Raw genomic sequence first — 15179 nt, forward strand, 5'->3', positions numbered from 1 at the left:
ATGACAAGCTCGGGGCGTTGCAGGCCGCGCTTATCCAGATCATCAAGGAATTGTCGCCATGCGGCGGTGCTCTCGCCACCCATATTCATAAGTGATAACAGCACTTTCTGGCCGTCACGGCGCACCCCGATAGCCGCCAGAACCGAGATGTTCGTGGCCTTTCTATCCAGCCGCGTCTTGATCACGGTGCCGTCCAGGATCAGCCGGATGATATCCTCATCGGCCAAGCTGCGGGCGCGACCTGCGCGTCCCAATCCGTCTTGACCTTGCGCCAGGCCCGGCTGACCACATCCTTGCTCACCGCCCCCTTGAACAGCGCGAAAAGCGCCCGTTTCACCCGGCGCGTATTCGTGCCCGAAAGATAGACCGACGCGATCAGCGCTTCGGCCGTCCGGGTCAGCCGCTGATAGCGCGGCAACGCTTTTGAGCGCCATTCGCGGACGCGGCCAGCCTCGTCTTCCACCCGGACGCGCGGCACGCTGATCGTCTCGCTCCCGAATGTTCCGGTGATCTGGCGATCCCGGTGACCGTGGCGATACCCCTTCACCGCAGCGGCCCCTCGGCCATAGCGCAGACGGCCCAGAAAGCTGTCCAGTTCCTCGTTGAAAACCGCCTCGATGGTGCCGCGGATGTTGGCGCGCAGCCGGTCCTCGATCGGGTCAAAACCGTCATCGCAAGCAAGTAGCGAAAGCGCGCTGGTATCTGTAATCTGGGTCATGGCGTGATCTCCTCTGGCGGTGCCAGCCGCCGGTTGGGTGGGTTCCGTTCACCGGGAGATTACGCCACCTTCAAATTTCCACCACCTTCGCGACAGGACCTCGTGTTGTCGTATATCCCCCGGGCGCAAGCTCCGCCGAGGAACGCGAACGCCTTGTCGTGGGCGTCGAACACCATCTCTTGCGTTTCGCGCGGATAGGCCCGCACAAACGGCATCCGGCTGTGGCTCCGGCGCATAGGCGCACCCTTCACCGTCGTGGTGACGCCATCAATCAGGACAACCTCGTGGCTCCAGTCGAACTGATAGGCTTCGCCCGGATCGAAGCTCAGCGGCACATGCGCAGCGACGGAAGCTTCGCGGGTCGCCTTCGACCAACGCCCCGCAAGCGCCGCACCGCATCATAGCTGTCGTCATAACCTCGGTTGCGTCGCTCTTCGTAAATCCGAACCAGTTTCAGCCGCGGGCGTTTGGCTTGCCGGTCATCCTCGGCCAGCATTTCATCCAGATCGGACCGCCAAGGGTCGATCTTGGGGCGGGGTTGGCTGGTTCGATCATAGCTGACCTCGGTTGCACCGGACCGCACCACCTTCCACACCGTGTTCCGTGATACCCGCAGCTCCCGGTAGATCTCCTTGATCGGTTTCCTCTGAATGAAATACGCCCGCCTGATCTTCGCAATCGTCTCCACAACCAACATCCCCAACTCGCTCCCTCTAATCCGTCGGGGAAGCTTCTGAACAGAAATATCAGGGGAGTCACTTTTGGACGCCGATTACCCCAATACAGGGGGCAACCTTGCATGCCGGTTCACAGGCGACACGACCGAGCGCATGGCCCCCTCTCCACCGCCTTCACTTTTTTTCCACTGCGGTCTTGATCCGGCTCTGACCCCGGAGTAATGAGCGCAACACGTTGGGGTGTAGCCAAGTGGTAAGGCATCGGTTTTTGGTACCGTGTATCGTAGGTTCGAATCCTACCACCCCAGCCAACGACCTCAAAAAACTCCATATTTCCCAATGGGATAGCCGTTGATCAAGCGGCCAGCCTCCCGTATCCACGTCGCAGTGGTTCACAAACTGGTTCACATCGCGCCGGGTGCAGAACGCGGAAACCCTCGAGAAAGTGGGGGCTCTACCTCATTCGCAGAAACGGGATCTTCTACTTCCGGCGGCGCTGGCCCGAAAAAATCCGCCGTTTCGGCGCGCCTGCATTTCTGTCGGTTTCTCTTCGGACGCACGTTCTCGCCGAAGCGGTAAAGCGGTCTGCTGACCTGCTGTCCGCGATCGAGGCAGGAAAGAGAGGTGGTTCCGGGAATTTGAACAGCGGGGATAGGTGGATTTTCCACGCAACAGCGGCATGATGCTGCAAGTGAGGAGAAGACCATGGCAAGGCGACCACGCCGGAATCATAGCCCGGCATTCAAGGCGAAAGTGGCGGTAGCCGCGATCAAGGGCGAGAAGACCTTGATCGAGTTGGCGCAGGGTTTCGACGTTCATCCGAACACGATCAAGCAATGGCGCGATCAGCTACTTGAGGGCACGACCGGGGTGTTAGGCGAAGCTACGAAGTCAGAGCCGGAACCGATCATCGATGTGAAGACCCTGCATGCGAAGATCGGAGAGCTGACGCTGAAGAATGATTTTTTGTCCGGCGCGCTTGGGCCGAGGCGGGTCTGTTGGCGAGCGCAAGAAAATGATCGATCCCACCGCCAAGCTGAGCGTCAGCCGACAGGCCCGCGTGTTGGGGATCAGCCGGGGCAGCGTCTACTACAAGCCCCGTCCGGCGTCGGATGCCGATCTGAAGCTGATGCACAGGATCGACACGCTGCACATGGACTTCCCGTTTGCGGGCAGCCGGATGCTGCAGGGGCTGCTGGTCCAGGAAGGCTTCAAGGTGGGTCGTTTGCATGTCGCAACGCTGATGAAACGCATGGGGATAGAGGCGCTTTATCGCAAGCCGAATACCTCGAAGCCAGCGCCGGGGCACAAGATCTACCCGTATCTGCTGCGCAAGCTGCCGATCACCCGGCCCAATCAGGTCTGGGCGATGGACATCACGTTCGTCGGGAAAACAGTGCCTCACACTGTTTTCTTATCCTCCCCACTCCCGATGGCGCGCGGGTTCATCTACCCGGCCGCCGTGCTGGACTGGTTCACACGCCGCGTCCTCGCATGGCGGGTATCGATCATGCTGGAGGCCGACGTCTGCATCGAAGCGGTGGAGGAGGCGCTGGCACGTCATGGCGCGCCCGAGATCTTCAACACGGATCAGGGCAGCCAGTTCACCTCGACCGAGTTCATCAAAGTGCTGGCCGCTCGCGAGATCACGATCAGCATGGATGGCAAAGGCGCATGGCGCGACAACATCTTCGTCGAGCGCCTCTGGCGAACCATCGAATACGAGGAAGTCTATCTGCGGGCCTATACCAGCGTCTCGGAACCCCGCGCCGGGATTGGCCGATATCTGGGCTTCTACAACAGCCGTCGCCCGCATTCATCGCTTGACGGGAAGACCCCCGATCAGGCCGACTTCAATCAGCCAATACCCGAGGCGGTAGCGGCGTAACAGAGGCGGAAATCCACTTGGAAAACGTCCGGAACCTGTTCATATCAACCGAACCACTTCTTTCCATCAATAAAACCTGCTCTTTCCTCCGCACTTGAAGTGCGGATGTTAACGAAACAGGCGGGTCAATTTTACTCGCTCATAACCCACCCAAGTGGGCCAATTTTGCACGCCGGTTCACGGGGACAGGGGGCGAATGGCGGCAAAGACCACGCCCCGTTATCCCACGCGCCGCCCCTGCGACCACACCGCGCGCAGCGCAGGCACCTCGCCGCGCAGGCCAAAGCGCGCCAGATCGGCGCGCGCCCCCGCCTCGATCCGCCCGCGATCCGCCAGCCCCACGGCGCGCGCCGGATTGGCCGTCACCGTGGCCAGCCCCCGCGCCATGTCGCCCCAGAGCAGCCCCAGCTTTACCGCGCCATAAAGCAGCGCCGAGGGCACGTAGTCCGACGACAGGATATCGAGCATCCCGGCCTCGGCCAGATCGCGCGCCGCCACGTTGCCGGAATGCGAGCCGCCGCGAATGAGGTTCGGCGCGCCCATGATGACCGCGATCCCGCGCGCCGCGCAGGCGCGCGCCGCCTCTGCCGTGGTGGGAAATTCCGCCAGCCGGATGCCATAGCCGTCCGAGACCGCCACCTGCGCCTCGGTGGTGTCGTCATGGCTTGCCAGCACAGCGCCATAGCGGCGCGCATGGGCCACCGCCGCCGCCTCGTGGCGCGCGCCATTGGCCTCGCGCAGCGCCCTGAGCTGCGCCACATGCGCGGCGAATCCGGCAGCATCGAGGCCATGCTTGCCCTTCACATAGGCCTCAAGCTTGGCCATATCGCGAAACTGCCGCTGCCCCGGCGTGTGATCCATCAGGCTCACGATCCCCACCCGGTCCTGCGCACCGAACTCTTCCATCTCCTGTTCCAGCGTCTCGGAACAGACCTCGGCGCGCAGGTGCAGGAAATGGCTGATCCGCAGCGCATCCGCCGCGCGCAAGGCCCATAATTCATCGGCGAGCCCGCGCGCATATGCCTTGAACCGCCCCACGCCGGTGGGGACCGAGCCCACCCGCATCGCATCGAAAACCGTTGTGATCCCGACGCTGGCAAGCTCTGCATCATGCGCAAGGATCGCCGCCTCGTGCGGCCAGTCCACCTTGGGGCGAGGCTGGATGTGGCGTTCCAGATTGTCGGTGTGCAACTCCACCAGCCCCGGCGCGAGGTAATCACCGCCGCAATCCACCGCCCCTTTCGGCACGCCCGCGCCCTCGGCCAGATCGGCGATCCGGCCCTCGCGCAGCACGACCGACCCGCGCCGCACCTCGCCGGGCAGCACCAACATTGCATTGGCGAGAATGGTTTCTTCTGTCATGTCACGCTCACACTTTCCTGCAATACGACGCCGAACCCGGTAAGAGAGCGCCCATGACACCCACCCGCTACGCCGTCTATTTCACCCCCGCGCCGGGGCCGCTGGCCGATTTCGGTGCCTCGTGGCTGGGCTGGGATTCCGCGACGGGCCGCGCCTGCCCGCATCCCGAGATAGATCTGCCCGTGGCCGAGATCACCGCAACCCCGCGCAAATACGGGCTGCACGCAACGATGAAGCCGCCCTTTCGCCTCGCCCCCGGCCAGACCGAGGCGGCGCTGGCCGATGCGTTTGGCGCGTTCTGCGCATCCCGCGCCCCCGTCACCCTCGACGCGCTCGAGATCGCCGCGCTTGGCCGCTTTCTCGCGCTGCGGCCCGTGGGCGACACCGGCGCGCTCGACGCGCTTGCCGCCGCCACCGTGCGCGCGTTTGATACGTTCCGCGCGCCCCTGACCGAGGCAAACCTGGCCCGCCGCCGTGGCAAGGGCCTCTCGCCCGCGCATGAGGCCAACCTGCGCGCCTGGGGCTATCCTTACGTGATGGACGCCTTCCGCTTTCACATCACCCTCACTGGCCCGCTGCCACCCGAGACGCTTGAGGCGGTGCAAAGCGCCCTCGCGCTGCACCTCGCGCCGCTCCTGCCGCGCCCCTTCGTGATCGACGCGCTGTCGCTCATGGCCGAGGACGCCGAGGGCCGTTTTCACCTGATCCACCGTCACAGCTTCACCGCGTAAAGCGCTTTGATCGCCGCCTTGGCCAGCTTCTCGGGCGCTGCATCGGTATCGAGCGTCACGACCGGCCCCACCCCCTCGGGCAAGGTCATCGCAGCGCCTGCCAGCCGCTCGGCAATATCATCGGCCGCTTCGCGCCCGCGCCCCGCCAGCCGCGCCGCCAGCACCTCGGGTGCCGCCACCAGGTGCAGCACCAGAAAGGGCCGGAACCGCGCCTGTGCCTCGGCAAGCACCCCGCGCGACAGGTTCACCAGCAGATCGCGCCCCTGCGCCAGATCCATACACACCCCCACCGGCACGCCATAGAGCAACCCATGCGCGCGCCAATGCAGCGCAAAACCGCCATCCTTCAGCCGCGCGTCGAATTCCGCCTCGCTCACCGCCTCGTGCCCCTCGCCTTGCGGATCGGCGGTGCGCGTGATCACCCGGCGCACCCGCCGCAGACCGGGACGTTGCGCGATCATCGCGCGCATTACCGTATCCTTGCCCACGCCCGAGGGCCCCACCACGGCAATGAAACGCCCGGCCTTCATGCCGCAAACCCGGTCACATCCACTTCCCGGTCGCAGACCCGCGCCCGCGCGCCCTCGTCGTGGAAAATGCCAAGGATCGCCGCCCCGCGTGCCTTGGCCGCCTCGATGAGGCCCAGCACCGCCTCGCGGTTGACGGCATCAAGGCTCGCCGTCGGCTCGTCCAGCATCAACGCCGGGCAATCATGGGCAAAGCCGCGCGCGATGTTGACGCGCTGCTGCTCGCCGCCCGAAAAGGTGGTGGGGCTGAGCGACCAGAGCCGCTCGGGGATGTTGAGCCGCCGCAGCAACGCCTCGGCGCGCGCCAGCGCCTCGCCCCGCGCCACCCCCAGCACCAAGAGCGGCTCGGCCACCACCTCGATCGTGGGCACGCGCGGCACCACCCGCAGAAACTGGCTCACATAGCCCAGCCGCTCGCGGCGCAGCGCGATAATCTCGCGCGGGGCAGCCTGCGCCACGTCAACGCCGCCCACGATGATCCGCCCCGCGCTCGCGCGGTAATTGCCATAGATCATCCGTATCAGTGTCGATTTACCCGCCCCCGAGGCCCCGGTCAGCGCCACGCATTCGCCGCCGCTTACCCGCAGATGCGCGCCCGCCATCACCTCGATCACGGCACCGCCCTGATTGTGCAGGACAAACCGCTTGCCCAGCCCCTCGACCTCGATCATCGCCTTCCCCTTCACAGCCATCCGCGCTTGCGGAAAAACCACAGCGGCACCGCCGCCGAGAGCACCATCAGCCCCAGCGCCATCGGATAGCCCAGGGTCCAGTCCAGCTCGGGCATATGGACAAAGTTCATGCCATAGCTCGACGCCACCAGCGTCGGCGGCAGGAACGCCACCGCCGCCACCGAGAAAATCTTGATGATCGCGTTCTGCTCGATATTGATGAGGCCAAGGGCCGCATCGAGCATGAAGGTGATCTTCTGTTGCAGATAGCCCGCCTGCTCGGCGATGGTCCGTGCGTCGCGATACTGCGATTTGAGCATCCCGCGCAGCGCCTTCCCGGCCTTGCGCCCCTCCATCACCGGGATGAGAAACCCCAGCATCCGCTCCATCGTCGTCAGGCTCTCGCGAAGCTGCATCACCCGCCCCTCGGCGCGCCCGATCTCGCGCAGGGCAGCGCGGTAATCCTCGGTGCGCATGGGTGCGGTCCCGAAGATGCGCCGCGCCACCACGTCGATCTCGCGCCCGGTCTGCTCGGTGATGTCCGCCAGCCGGTCGATGATCTCCTCGATCAGCCCCACCAGCACCGCCTCTGCCGAGGCACAGCCATGCGAGGCCCGCGCCGCCTTGCCCGGAAAGCTCGCGAAGGGGCGCGGCGCGTGGTGGCGGATCGTCACCAGCCGCTGCGGGGCGAGCACGAACGACACCGGCGCGATCTCCATCTCGCCGCTATCGGCGCGCGCGGGCAACAGCACCGTCATCACCGGAATGCCCCCCTCGAGATAGAGCCGCGAGGATTGCTCGATCTCGTCCTGATCCTCGCGCGTCGGCAATTCCACCCCGAACCGCGCCGAAAGCCGCACCAGCATGGCAGGTTCGGGCGCCTCCAGATCAACCCAGATCGCCGCCTGCCGCTCTTCCTCGCTCGCCGCCTGCCGCAGCCCGCCCGCCTCGTGCACGTAATCGGTCATGACCTGTCTCTCCTGCGTGTCATCCATGACCGTCCTAGACCTGCAACACCGAACTCACCAGCAACTGCGTATAGCCATGCTGCGGATCATCAAGCACCTGATCGGTCAGCCCCGCCTCGATCACGCGGCCCTCCTTCATCACCATCAGCCGGTCGGCCAAAAGCCGCACCACCGCCAGATCATGCGTCACGATCACCGCCGACAGGCCCATCTCGCGCACCAGCCCCCTGAGCAGATCGAGCAAGCGCGCCTGCACGCTCACATCCAATCCTCCCGTCGGCTCGTCCATGAACACAAGGCGCGGGCCGGTCACCAGGTTGCGCGCGATCTGCAACCGCTGCTGCATGCCCCCGGAAAACGCCGTCGGCCGGTCATCCACCCGGTCGGCGGCGATCTCGACCCGGCCGAGCCAATCGACCGCCCGCGCGCGAATATCGCCGTAATGCCGCGCGCCCACCGCCATCAGCCGCTCGCCCACATTGCCACCCGCCGAGACGCCCATGCGCAGCCCGTCGCGCGGGTTCTGATGCACCAGCGCCCAATCGGTGCGCATCAGCATCCGCCGGTCCGGCTCTGACATCGCCCGCGTATCCACCGGCCCGCGGTCGCGCGTGTCATAGATCACCGCGCCCCGGTCAGGCTCCATCTGCCCCGAGAGGCACGCCAACAGCGTCGATTTGCCCGACCCGCTCTCGCCCACGATCCCCATCACCTCGCCGGGCCACAGATCGAAAGACACATCCTCGCACCCGACGCGCGCGCCGTAGAACTTCGCCACATCGCGCACCTGCAACAGCGGGGTCATGCCACCCCCTCCGCAAAAGGCACGCCCTGGGTGCCGACATGCCCCGCCGCCCGCCGCGCCCGGCAATGATCGGTGTCGGAACAGACAAACATCCGCCCGCCCGCATCATCCACGATCACCTCGTCAAGATAGCTTGTCGCCGAGCCGCAGAGCGCGCAGTCCTGATCGGCCTTGCTCGCCTCGAACGGGTGATCCTCGAAATCGAGGCTCACCACCTCCGTATAAGGCGGCAGCGCATAGATCCGCTGCTCGCGCCCGGCACCGAAAAGCTGGATCGCCGGGCAGTCCGACAGCTTCGGGTTGTCGAATTTCGGGATCGGCGAAGGGTCCATCACATAGCGCCCCGCCACCTTCACCGGATAGGCATAGGCGGTCGAAATCGCGCCGTGGCGGCTGATATCCTCATAAAGCTTGACATGCATGAGGCCATATTCCTCCAAGCTGTGCATCTTGCGCGTCTCGGTCTCGCGCGGCTCGAGAAAGCGCAGCGGCTCGGGGATCGGCACCTGGTAGACCAGCACCTGATCCTCGCTGAGCGGCGTCTCGGGGATCCGGTGACGGGTCTGGATAAGGCTCGCGCGCGCCGTCTCCTCGGTCACGGTCACGCCCGCCGTCCTCTCGAAAAACCGCCGGATCGAGACCGCGTTGGTGGTGTCATCCGCGCCCTGGTCGATCACCTTCAGCCGGTCCTCGGGCACCAGACACGCCGCCGTCACCTGCACGCCGCCGGTGCCCCAGCCATAGGGCATCGGCATCTCGCGGCTGGCAAAGGGAACCTGATAGCCGGGGATCGCCAGCGCCTTCAAGATCGCGCGCCGGATCATCCGCTTGGTCTGCTCGTCGAGATAGGCAAAGTTGTAGTCGCTCATAGCAATCCCCTTTCGCGCAGCGCCGCGCGCAACCCGTCCGGCCCCTCGAAATGATGCGCCTGCCAGCCCGCCGCCCGCGCGCCTGCGACATTCGCCGCGCTGTCATCGGTGAGAAAACACGCCTCCGGCCCCACGCCCGCCCGCGCGCAAAGAAGGTCAAAAATCGCGCGCTCGGGCTTGACCATGCCCTCATGGCCCGACACCACGATCCCCTCGAACACCGCGTCTAGGTCAGGATGTAGCCGCAGCGCCTCGGGCCATGTATCGGCAGAGAAATTCGTCAGCGCCCAGAGGCGCACGCCCCGCGCGCGCAATTCTGCTGCGATCTGCCAACTGCCCGCAATACGCTCTCGTATGGTCTCGCCGAACCGCTCGAAATACCCGTCCATCAAATCGCCATGCTCCGGCCAGCGCGCGGCCATCGCCGCCACCGCCTCGGCGCGTCCCCGCCCCCGGTCATTGGCATAATTCCAGTCGTAAAATCCGACCTTCTCCAGCACCGCGTCAATCTCCGCATCGCTCCCCAGCGCATGGCGAAACGCCGCTTGTGGCTCCCAGCGGATCAGCACATTGCCGATATCGAAAACAACAAGTTTCATGACGCTCTCCATGACACCGCTGCACATTTTGCGTCTTGCCCATACGCGGTTCGCGCTGCTACCGCACTGGCATGAGGTTGATATCCGCTCTCTGGCCGATGCGGCCACCGACCAGCGCGCCTTTCGCGGATTTTGCGTGGATCCTGCCGATTTTCGGCATCGTGCTTTTTGTGCTCATCCGCAAACAGCTCTTTCCTGGCCTTTACAGGAATGACGACGACACGCCTCCGAAAGAGTGATTCTCCCCGCTTCATCTTGCCCGAAATACTCATTCCGCCGCCTCCCGCCCTGCGCCCGCCTCGCGGCGCAGCTTGCGGATCAGTTCAAGCTCGCTCTGGAAATCGACGTAATGCGGCAGCTTGATATGCTCCAGAAAGCCCGTGGCCTGGATGTTGTCGGCGTGCATCAGCACGAATTCCTCGTCCTGCGCGGGCGCGCCCTCATCCTCTTCGCCAAGCTCTTTCCAGCGGAGTGCGCGATCCACCAGCGCCATCGAAATCGCCTTGCGCTCGGTCTGCCCGAACACCAGCCCATAGCCTCGGGTGAATTGCGGCGGCTCGGTTTTCGAGCCGGTAAACTGATTGACCGTCTCGCATTCGGTCAGCACCACCTCGCCCAACTCCACCGAGAATCCCAATTCGGGGATCTCCATCTCGACGGCCACCGCGCCGATGCGCAACTCGGCCACAAAGGCGTGGTTGCGCGCATAGCCGCGCTGCGTCGAATAGGCGAGGCCAAGCAGGAACCCCTCATCGCCCCGCGCCAGCGCCTGAAGCCTGAGCGCGCGGCAGGCGGGCAATTCCATCGGCTGGCGCGTCATGTCGGGCGGCACCGCATCGCCCGCCCCCGCGCCCTCCATCAGGCCCTCGCGGCCAAGATAGCCCATCACATGCGGCATCGCCCCCTCCGCCGCCGCCGCCTCGGGGGCCGGTGGCGCTTCGCCCTCGGCGGCCAGCGCGAAATCCAGCAGGCGGTGGGTATAGTCAAAGGTCGGCCCCAGAACCTGCCCCCCCGGCGCATCCTTGAACGTCGCCGAAATCCGCCGGTCACAGCGCATCGCGCCGGTCTCCACCGGCTCGGACGCGCCAAAGCGCGGCAGCGTGGTGCGATAGGCGCGCATGAGAAAAATCGCCTCGATCAGGTCGCCGCGCGCCTGCTTGATGGCCAGCGCGGCAAGGTCGGGATCATAGAGCGATCCCTCCGCCATCACCCGGTTGACTGCCAGCGCCATCTGCGCGCGGATCTGCGCCACGCTCAACTCGGGCACCGCCACATCGCCGCGCCGCTCCTCGGCGAGCCAGCCATGCGCCGCCTCGATCGCCCGCTCGCCGCCCTTTACCGCCACATACATCAGCCCGCCTCCACGCGTGTCGTGCGCGGCAGGCCCGCGAGCCGGTCGCCGCAACAAAAGAGGAAATCGAGGCCGAGTGGAAACCGCGCCGCATTGCCCTGAAACGCCGCGATCTCGGGCAGCGACAGCGCCGCCGCCTCCCTGATCCCCGGCCCGCTCAGCCGCGCCCCCGCCACCTCCAGCCGCGCCATCTCGACAATCAACGTGGCCGAGCGGTCGGGATAATCCGGCGTGCCCAGCGCATAGCCTTCCAGCGGGGCCAGCGCGTCCCATGTGCCCAGCGCGAACATCGCCTCGCCCCGCGCCACCACCGGCGCGCCGGTGTGAAACCCGATCCAGCCGCGCAAAGCCGCGCAATCATGCGCGCCCGCCAGATGCACCGGCGTGGTGGGGTCGCACAGCACCAGCACCGCCACCCCCGCCGCCACCGACATCGGCGCAGGCGGGGCGGCCCCCGCCACCCGCTCCACCGTGCCGGGCCGCGCCATCGCGCGCATCACCGCGCGAAAGGCGCGCGCGGCCTCTACCGATGCCTCGCCGAACCCGCCCTCAAGCGCCGCTTGCTCCATCAATCCTCTCCCCGCACCAGCGTAAAGAAATCCACCTTCGTCGCCGCCGCCCTCGCCGCGCGCCCCGCGCGCCGCGCCGCCTCGGCCCCGGCCAGCGGATCGAGCACCGCCGCGCGCAGATGCGCGGCCTCCGGCCCCTGCATCAGCGCATCCACCAGTGCGGCGTGGCGCGCGTGATCCTTGCCCCGGCCCTGCACATGGCCATGCCCGACACGACCATCATCCAGCCGCACCGCGCAGCGCGTCACCACCATCTCGCCCAGGTTGAACGGCGCGCCGGTGGCCCCGGCGCGGCCCCGCACCATCACGGTGCCAATCTCGGGCGGGCGCAGGCAGATGTGATCCGGCTCAGCCCCCGCCGCGCGCCAAAGCCGGCCCAACTCGCCCGCCTCGGCGCGGGCCAACAGGCCCATCCACGCCTTGCGCTGTGAAATATCGTCCATGCAGACACCTTGCGGATTTGTCTAAGTCACTATACAACTAGACAAATGATTACCGCAAACCCGTCCCCCGGACAAGCCCGCAGCCTGTGAAACTTCCGTGACATGACCCGCGACAAACCCGATGCGCTCTGGCGCGCCATCCATGACAGCCTGCACGCCGATATCGCCGCCGGGCGCTACGCCCCCGGCGACAAGCTGCCGACCGAGGCCGCGCTCGCCGCGCGTTTCGCTGTCAACCGCCACACCGTGCGCCGCGCGCTCGGGGCGCTCGCCGACGCGGGCACGATCCGCACCCGGCGCGGGGCCGGTGCCTTCGTCGCCCACCGCCCGACCGACTACCCGCTGGGCCGCCGCGTGCGCTTTCACCAGAACCTGCGCGCCGCAGGCAGGCTCCCGGCGCGCGATATCCTCGCCATCGAGACCCGCGCCGCCGACGCCGACGAGGCCCGCGCGCTTGGCCTTGCCCCCGGCGCAAAGGTGCATGTCTGCGACGGGCTGTCGCGCGCCGACGGCGTGCCGGTGGCGCTGTTTCGCTCGAGCTTTCCGGCCACGCGCCTGCCTGCCCTGCCCGAGGCGCTGACGCGGCTCCACTCGATCACCGCCGCCCTGCGCGCAGCGGGCGTGGCCGATTATACCCGCGCCTCGACCCGCCTCACCGCCACCCTCGCCGACCCGACGCAGGCGCTGCATCTCGAACTCACCCCCGGCGCGCCGCTCCTGCGCACGCTCTCGATCAATATCGACGCCGAGGGGCATCCCGTCGAATACGGTCGCACATGGTTCGCGGGCGACCGGATCACCCTCACCCTCACCGATCCCTGAGAAAAGGCGACACCCGTCACGCCCCTGTCACACCCCGCCGCTACCCAGAGCGCATATTGAACGTCCCCGATTCCAAGCGCGATTTCAGCACCCGAGGGCGGTCCCAGTGGCCGCCCTATTGCTGTTCGTAGCGATCAAGAAACGCCTCCGGCGACAGCGCGCGGAAATCGCCAAGCGCGGCACGCAGCCGCACATGGTCCCAATCCCACCACGCCAGCGCGATCATCCGCGCGGCCAGATCCGCAGACAGCCGCGCGCGCAGCGGGCTTGCCGGCACCCCCGCCACGATCGTGTAGGGGGCGACATCGCGCGTCACCACCGCCCCCGCCGCCACCACCGCGCCGTGGCCGACGCTCACGCCGGGCTTGACCTGCGCGTTATGCCCGATCCATGTGTCATGCCCGATCCGCGCCACCCGCCCGCGCCGCTTGGCAAACCACGCCTCGTCATCGCCCGCATCCTCCCAATAAGAGGCCGAGCGGTAGAGGAAATGATGCAGGCTCGCGCGGTTGAGCGGATGATCCGTCGCACCGATACGGACAAGGCTGGCGATATTGGCAAACTTGCCGATCTCGGCATTGGCCAGATCGCAAAGCCGGTCGCAATAGGAATACTCCCCCATCGCCACATGGGCGAGACGGCTGCCGCGCCCGACCTCGGTAAAGGCGCCGAATTCGCAATCGGTGATCTCGCAGTCGGGATGGATCACCGCCCCGTCGTCCCGCAATCGCGACATCACGGCCCCCTTTCAGAGTTTTATGCCTGCGGCGCGGGTATTTTCTCCAAGAAGAAACCCGCCCGCTTCATCTTGCCTCAAATATCCGAATCCGCCCGCTCAATGCCCGCCATCATCCGAGGCAATAAGCCGCCGCCGCAACCAACCGGATACGCTGTCCATCACCATCACCATGACAAGGATCAGCACGATGTAATAGCTCACCTCTTCCCAGTCCTTCTGGGTGATGATCGCCTGCGTGAGCAACAGCCCGATACCACCGCCGGTGATCGCGCCGATCACCGTTGCGCTGCGGGTGTTGGATTCGAGGTAATAGAGCAACTGGCTCAGCAACACCGGCGTGATCTGCGGGATGACGCCGAAGCGATAGCGTTGCAGCGGCTTTGCCCCGGTGGATTGCACGCCTTCGATCTCGCGCGCATCGACGTTTTCCAGCGCCTCGGAAAACAGCTTGCCGAAGGTGCCGGTATCGGTGACGAGAATCGCCAGCGCGCCGGTAAGGGGGCCGGGGCCAAAGGCGCGCGACAGGATGATCGTCCAGATCAGCGCATCCACCCCGCGGACAAAATCGAACACCCGCCGCACCGCCGCGCGCACCGCCATCAGCGGCGAGAAATTGCGCGCTGCGGCAAAGGCCAGCGGCAACGCCACCAGCCCCGCCCCCATCGTCCCGAGAAAGGCCATCAGCACGGTCTCGAAGATCGCGCCCATCACGTCCTTGTGCTGCCACATCTGGTTATTCCAGACATCATGCGCCATCGCGGCAAGGTTGCTTTTGCCTTCGACCAGCCGCTCACCTGACAGCGCCAGCCCGGCCAATTCGCCAAGGCTCTTGCCGTGGAACGGGCTGTCGAGGGTGAACCAAAAGAGCTCCCATCCGAAATGATAGCGCATCACCTCGGTGCGGGCGCGGGTGACGGTGACGCGCCCCGCATCGGTGGTGATATCCACGCGCGCGTTGCTGGCGCTGATCCAGTCGGGGGTCTCGCCCTGCGGCAGCGACAACGCAATCCCGCCGCGCGATACCTGCGTCTCGATCAGGCCATAGCCCGGCACGTCATAGCGCATCACATCGCCGTCGATCACCACCTCCTGGCCATGTTTCAACGCCACAAGCGTGCGGTCCTCGCCCTCGCGCGTCACCCAGTCGGGGCCGGTGCCCTCGGGCCATGTGCCCTTGCGCTCGCCCTCGATGGCAATCGTCACGCCGCCCATGCGGTTATCGCGGGCGACATGGGTCTTGTAGCTATAGCTGTCGGCGACAAGGATGCGGGCATTGTCCATCCGCGCGCGCTCGGCCAGTCCGGGGATGTCGAAGGCAAAGAAGATATAGATGAAATAGGCCAGGATCACCGCCGGCACCGCCAGCGCGGCGATGCGCTTGCGGCGGATATGGGCGGCGGCGTCAAAGCCGGGCATCGCGTCTGCGGTCGCGGTCATGGC

At 66.0% G+C, this 15179-nt stretch carries 17 protein-coding genes, 1 tRNA gene and 2 pseudogenes; 6 read left to right on the forward strand and 14 right to left on the reverse strand.

From position 1 onward, the window contains the following. A pseudogene (locus ABIE58_RS08040) lies at window positions 1-718 on the reverse strand (transposase); the annotation flags it as partial. Between the two features lie 95 nt (window positions 719-813). Next, a pseudogene (istA, locus tag ABIE58_RS08045) lies at window positions 814-1415 on the reverse strand (IS21 family transposase); the annotation flags it as partial. Between the two features lie 216 nt (window positions 1416-1631). Between istA and ABIE58_RS08050 the strand changes: the two are divergent. The 3 genes from ABIE58_RS08050 (at window position 1632) to ABIE58_RS08060 (ending at window position 3283) form a co-directional block, all read left to right on the forward strand. Further along, window positions 1632-1706, forward strand: a tRNA-Gln gene (locus ABIE58_RS08050). A 150-nt stretch (window positions 1707-1856) separates the two neighbouring features. Beyond that, a complete protein-coding gene (locus tag ABIE58_RS08055; RefSeq protein WP_354544373.1) occupies window positions 1857-2078 on the forward strand; it encodes a DUF6538 domain-containing protein in 222 nt (73 codons plus the stop codon). A gap of 22 nt (window positions 2079-2100) precedes the next feature. Continuing rightward, window positions 2101-3283, forward strand: a protein-coding gene (locus ABIE58_RS08060) for an IS3 family transposase (RefSeq protein ID WP_502950076.1) whose coding sequence is annotated in 2 segments (ribosomal slippage) — window positions 2101-2364 and window positions 2366-3283 — 1182 coding nt in all. Because the reading frame shifts where the segments join, the coding sequence is not laid out codon by codon here. A gap of 219 nt (window positions 3284-3502) precedes the next feature. Here the strand turns inward: ABIE58_RS08060 and ABIE58_RS08065 are convergent. Beyond that, on the reverse strand, window positions 3503-4645 hold the full coding sequence (locus tag ABIE58_RS08065; protein ID WP_354544197.1) for an alpha-D-ribose 1-methylphosphonate 5-triphosphate diphosphatase: 1143 nt from the start codon (window positions 4643-4645) through the stop codon (window positions 3503-3505). Window positions 4646-4698: 53 nt separating this feature from the next. Between ABIE58_RS08065 and ABIE58_RS08070 the strand changes: the two genes are divergently transcribed. Continuing rightward, window positions 4699-5376 carry a DUF1045 domain-containing protein gene (locus ABIE58_RS08070; protein WP_354544198.1) on the forward strand — a complete coding sequence of 226 codons (678 nt, stop codon included), beginning with the start codon at window positions 4699-4701 and terminating at the stop codon, window positions 5374-5376. Here ABIE58_RS08070 and phnN read toward each other — a convergent pair. Genes phnN through ABIE58_RS08100 form a run of 6 tightly spaced genes read right to left on the reverse strand, consistent with a single transcriptional unit; the run spans window position 5358 to window position 9815 of the window. After that, on the reverse strand, window positions 5358-5906 hold the full coding sequence (phnN, locus tag ABIE58_RS08075) for a phosphonate metabolism protein/1,5-bisphosphokinase (PRPP-forming) PhnN (protein ID WP_354544199.1): 549 nt from the start codon (window positions 5904-5906) through the stop codon (window positions 5358-5360). The genes ABIE58_RS08070 and phnN overlap by 19 nt on opposite strands. Next, window positions 5903-6574 (reverse strand): phosphonate C-P lyase system protein PhnL, encoded by a 672-nt coding sequence (phnL, locus tag ABIE58_RS08080; protein WP_354544374.1) that lies wholly within the window; start codon window positions 6572-6574, stop codon window positions 5903-5905. The genes phnN and phnL overlap by 4 nt, the downstream gene beginning before the upstream one ends. An 11-nt stretch (window positions 6575-6585) precedes the next feature. Continuing rightward, window positions 6586-7542, reverse strand: a complete 957-nt coding sequence (locus tag ABIE58_RS08085; protein ID WP_354544200.1) for a magnesium transporter CorA family protein — start codon at window positions 7540-7542, stop codon at window positions 6586-6588. A 34-nt stretch (window positions 7543-7576) separates the two neighbouring features. Continuing rightward, window positions 7577-8347 carry a phosphonate C-P lyase system protein PhnK gene (phnK, locus tag ABIE58_RS08090; protein WP_354544201.1) on the reverse strand — a complete coding sequence of 257 codons (771 nt, stop codon included), beginning with the start codon at window positions 8345-8347 and terminating at the stop codon, window positions 7577-7579. After that, entirely contained in the window at window positions 8344-9216 is an 873-nt protein-coding gene (locus ABIE58_RS08095; RefSeq protein ID WP_354544202.1) for an alpha-D-ribose 1-methylphosphonate 5-phosphate C-P-lyase PhnJ, read from the reverse strand. The genes phnK and ABIE58_RS08095 overlap by 4 nt, the downstream gene beginning before the upstream one ends. Beyond that, on the reverse strand, window positions 9213-9815 hold the full coding sequence (locus ABIE58_RS08100) for an HAD-IA family hydrolase (RefSeq protein WP_354544203.1): 603 nt from the start codon (window positions 9813-9815) through the stop codon (window positions 9213-9215). Before ABIE58_RS08100 ends, ABIE58_RS08095 begins: the two co-directional genes overlap by 4 nt. Between ABIE58_RS08100 and ABIE58_RS08105 the strand changes: the two genes are divergently transcribed. Continuing rightward, window positions 9814-10029: a hypothetical protein gene (locus tag ABIE58_RS08105; RefSeq protein WP_354544204.1), complete on the forward strand. Its 216-nt coding sequence runs from the start codon at window positions 9814-9816 to the stop codon at window positions 10027-10029. The two genes, ABIE58_RS08100 and ABIE58_RS08105, sit on opposite strands and share 2 nt — an antisense overlap. Window positions 10030-10083: 54 nt before the next feature. On the opposite strand, the gene ABIE58_RS08110 is transcribed toward ABIE58_RS08105, so the two are convergent. Genes ABIE58_RS08110 through phnG form a run of 3 tightly spaced genes read right to left on the reverse strand, consistent with a single transcriptional unit; the run spans window position 10084 to window position 12178 of the window. Beyond that, window positions 10084-11166: a carbon-phosphorus lyase complex subunit gene (locus ABIE58_RS08110; protein WP_354544205.1), complete on the reverse strand. Its 1083-nt coding sequence runs from the start codon at window positions 11164-11166 to the stop codon at window positions 10084-10086. Beyond that, the gene (gene phnH, locus ABIE58_RS08115; RefSeq protein ID WP_354544206.1) at window positions 11166-11735 is read right to left on the reverse strand and encodes a phosphonate C-P lyase system protein PhnH; all 570 of its coding nucleotides are present in this window, start codon (window positions 11733-11735) and stop codon (window positions 11166-11168) included. Before phnH ends, ABIE58_RS08110 begins: the two co-directional genes overlap by 1 nt. Then, complete coding sequence (gene phnG / locus ABIE58_RS08120) at window positions 11735-12178, reverse strand: phosphonate C-P lyase system protein PhnG (protein WP_354544207.1); 444 nt, start codon at window positions 12176-12178, stop codon at window positions 11735-11737. The genes phnH and phnG overlap by 1 nt, the downstream gene beginning before the upstream one ends. 102 nt (window positions 12179-12280) lie before the next feature. On the opposite strand from phnG, the gene phnF reads away from it, so the two are divergent. After that, entirely contained in the window at window positions 12281-13000 is a 720-nt protein-coding gene (gene phnF, locus ABIE58_RS08125; protein WP_354544208.1) for a phosphonate metabolism transcriptional regulator PhnF, read from the forward strand. Between the two features lie 115 nt (window positions 13001-13115). Here the strand turns inward: phnF and ABIE58_RS08130 are convergent, their stop codons facing one another. Together ABIE58_RS08130 and phnE are read right to left on the reverse strand one after the other, a co-directional pair. Then, window positions 13116-13736, reverse strand: coding sequence for a DapH/DapD/GlmU-related protein (locus ABIE58_RS08130; RefSeq protein ID WP_354544209.1), 621 nt, complete (start codon window positions 13734-13736; stop codon window positions 13116-13118). Between the two features lie 99 nt (window positions 13737-13835). Next, a complete protein-coding gene (gene phnE / locus ABIE58_RS08135) occupies window positions 13836-15176 on the reverse strand; it encodes a phosphonate ABC transporter, permease protein PhnE (RefSeq protein WP_354544210.1) in 1341 nt (446 codons plus the stop codon). Window positions 15177-15179: the final 3 nt, after the last annotated feature.

The organism is Roseovarius sp. MBR-78 (genome assembly GCF_040547535.1).
In the GTDB taxonomy this organism is placed as follows: Bacteria; Pseudomonadota; Alphaproteobacteria; order Rhodobacterales; family Rhodobacteraceae; genus Roseovarius.